The following is a 3142-nucleotide window of genomic DNA, read 5'->3' as shown; positions in this document are numbered from 1 at the left end:
ACGTAGTGCTGCGCCGCGTCCTCGACGCCGATCTCGTAGAGCAGCTCACTCGAGGTCGAGTGACAAGCCGGACACGGCACGTCTCTGCCCTCGAGCCGGTACCCGCGAAGCTCGCGCACGGCTACGCCGTCCCCGTCGACCCGAAGCCTCCGGCCCCACGCTCGGTGTCCTCGAGGGCGTCGACCTCGACGAACCGGATCGGCTCATAGCGAGAGACAACGAGTTGCGCGATCCGCTCGCCGCGCGTGACCTCGAACGGCTCCGATCCGTGGTTGATGAGCAGCACGCCGATCTCACCGCGGTACCCGGAGTCGATCGTACCGGGGCTGTTCAACACGGTCACGCCGCGTTTGAACGCGAGGCCCGATCGAGGCCGGACTTGGCCCTCGGTCCCCTCGGGCAGCGCGATCTGAATCCCCGTCGGGACGAGCGCGAAGGCGCCGGGGGCCAGCGTCACCGGCTCGCTCTCGGGGACGGCCGCACGGAGGTCCAGGCCCGCGGCATCCCGCGTGGCGCGGGCAGGCAGGTCGAGGCCTCGGCCGTGGGGCAGGACGGTGACAGGAACGTCGGTAGGGTGGAGCATCGGGGGCGTGGTGGACGGCCTCGAAGCTACCGGTAGGCACTCGAGCCGGACGAGAAGAGAAGAGGGTTCCCGTCCTCGAAGACGCGCCCGAGACGCCGGATCACGTGGCCCAACCTCGAGGCCGTTCCGTGACCTCGAGGCCGGACCATGCTACTCGACGCCGGCCGTGAACCGTTTGACGAACGGGCTCGCGACGACGGCGACGAGACCGGCGATGCCGATGGTCTTGGCGACGTTCATGAACAGGTCGCCCGGCGGCAGACCCTCCAAACCGCCTGCGACGAGTCCTGCGAACAGGTTGCCGAGGGCCGCGGCCATGAACCACACGCCCATCATCTGCCCGACGCGGCCGGCCGGAGCCAGCTTCGTCATCGAGCTCAGACCGACCGGGCTCAGCGACAACTCGCCGACGGTGTGGAAGAAGTAGGTCACGACGAGCCACGAGATGCCCACCTTGGCCGTCTCGGTCGCGTTCGCTGCGCCCCACGCCAGGACCAGGAAGCCGACGGCGAGGCCCAGCAGGCCGAGCCCAAACTTGAGCGGGATCGAAGGGTTCGCGTTGCGACGCGCGAGCCACGTCCACAGGGCGCCGAAGACCGGCGCCAGGATGATGATAAAGAACGCGTTCACGTTCTGGAGGAGCGACGCCGGCATCTCCCAGCCCCCGAACGTTCGGTCGGTGAAGTCGCGCGCGAACAGGTTGAGCGACGAGCCCGCCTGCTCGAAGCCGCTCCAGAAGATGGCCGCCAGGACGAACAGCCAGACGATCACCCCCAGCCGCTTTTTCTCGACCTCCGTCAGCCCACCGGCCACGAACAGGAAGGCGAAGTAGAGCGTCGCCAGTCCGACGACGACGTAGCCGAGGTACGCGGCCAGCTCCGAGATCGAGATCCCCAACATGTCGTTCGCCATCAGGTACCCGACCAGGAGCGCGACGCCGGTCGCGACCGCCGCGACGAGGTAGAACCGCTGGCCTCGCGCCCGGAGGCCGGCCGCGTCGGTGTCGGCCTCGAGGTTGCCCGCCTGCTCGATGTGGCGGCCGCCCACCTTGTATTGGATGAGTCCCAGGAGCATCCCGACCGCCGCGATCGAGAAGCCCCAGTGGAAGTTGTACCCCTCACCGACCCAGCCGACGAGCGTCACGCCCAGGACAGAACCCAAGTTGATCCCCATGTAGAAGATCGAGAACCCGGCGTCGCGGCGGGCGCCGCCCTCGGGGTAGAGGTCGCCGACCATCGCGCTCACGTTCGGCTTGAGCAGGCCGGTCCCGATCACGATCAGTCCAAGACCCAGGAAGAACGTCGCGACGGTCGGGACGGCGAGCGCGATGTGGCCGGCCATGATGATGCAGCCGCCGACGAAGACGGACTTCCGCTGCCCCCACAGCTTGTCCGCGACCCAGCCGCCGGGGAGGGCCAGGACGTAGACAAAGAACGTGTACAGCCCGTAGATCGCGGCCGACTCGGCGGTCCCGAAGCCCAGGCCCGGGTTGTCGCCCGTGACGGCCTCGGTCATGAACAGGATGAGCACGGCGCGCATCCCGTAGTAGGAGAACCGCTCCCACATCTCGGTAAAGAACAGCGTCGACAGGCCTCGAGGGTGGCCGAACCACTGCGCACCGGAGTCGGCGCTCAAGACCGCTCCGGCGGCGCGAGGGTCTTGGATTTCGTTACCGGGGTCTTTGGGCATCGGGAGTCAGTCGGTGGAGGAGAGCCGTTGCGAAGGCCGGGCGAAGATACCGTCGGGTAGCAGGAGACTCCTGACTCGTCCTCGAGGACGCACCGCGCTACGCGTCCCGGAGGAGGCGAGCGGCTAGGCGGTACGGTGCGGGCGACTCGTTGGCGTCGCCGGCTTGACGGTGCTCGAGGTCGCGGACGGCGTCCTCGAGGGCCGAGGAGCGGGCGTCCCAGAAGTCACGGCGCCACCGGCCCTCGACGATCCGGCGGACGCGTCGGCGGAGACGGTCGGCGCGGATTCCGTCCCAGTCGGCCTCGAGGACGGACCTGTGCTCCTCGAGAGCGGCGACCAGGCCATCGATGCCCTCGTCCTCGAGGGCGGACGTCTTGACGACGAGCGGCTGCCACGACCCAGGCGCGCGTAGGTGGAGCATGGCGCGGAGGGCCCTCGCCATCGCGCCGGCCTCGGGCTTGTCGGCCTTGTTGACGCAGAACACGTCGGCGATCTCCATCAGCCCGGCCTTCATGGCCTGGACCGCGTCGCCGGACTCGGGGACCACGACGACCAGCGTCGTGTCGGTCGCCTGGGCCACGTCCACCTCGCCTTGCCCCACGCCAACCGTCTCGACGATGACGACGCCGAAGCCAGCGGCATCGAGGACGTCGCACGCGGCCTCCGTCGCCTCGGACAATCCGCCGAGCGCGCCCCTCGCGGCGAGCGACCGCACGAACACGTCGTCGTCGTCGGCCCAACGGTGCATACGAACGCGGTCGCCCAAGAGCGCGCCGCCCGTGAACGGGCTCGACGGATCGACGGCCACGACGGCCACGCGCTCGCCCCGGTCGCGAAACGCCCCGACCAGCCGGTCCGCGAGGGTCGACT

At 69.3% G+C, this 3142-nt stretch carries 4 protein-coding genes; all 4 read right to left on the bottom strand.

All coding sequences use genetic code 11. From position 1 onward, the window contains the following. Positions 1-121: 121 nt before the first annotated feature. Positions 122-583 carry a dUTP diphosphatase gene (dut, locus tag WBA11_RS07560; protein WP_424520089.1) on the bottom strand — a complete coding sequence of 154 codons (462 nt, stop codon included), beginning with the start codon at positions 581-583 and terminating at the stop codon, positions 122-124. Between the two features lie 26 nt (positions 584-609). Continuing rightward, positions 610-732: a hypothetical protein gene (locus WBA11_RS07555; RefSeq protein WP_424520088.1), complete on the bottom strand. Its 123-nt coding sequence runs from the start codon at positions 730-732 to the stop codon at positions 610-612. 1 nt (position 733) lies between these two features. Continuing rightward, on the bottom strand, positions 734-2272 hold the full coding sequence (locus tag WBA11_RS07550) for a peptide MFS transporter (protein ID WP_424520087.1): 1539 nt from the start codon (positions 2270-2272) through the stop codon (positions 734-736). 97 nt (positions 2273-2369) lie between these two features. Beyond that, positions 2370-3142 (bottom strand): methylmalonyl Co-A mutase-associated GTPase MeaB (gene meaB / locus WBA11_RS07545; protein WP_424520086.1); only part of this gene is annotated, 773 nt, incomplete at its 5' end.

Origin of the sequence: Rubrivirga sp. (genome assembly GCF_049648075.1) — a bacterium.
Classification (GTDB): domain Bacteria; phylum Bacteroidota; class Rhodothermia; order Rhodothermales; family Rubricoccaceae; genus Rubrivirga.
Note: the sequence above shows the minus strand (reverse complement) of the source record. Positions and strands in the feature narration are given on the sequence as shown.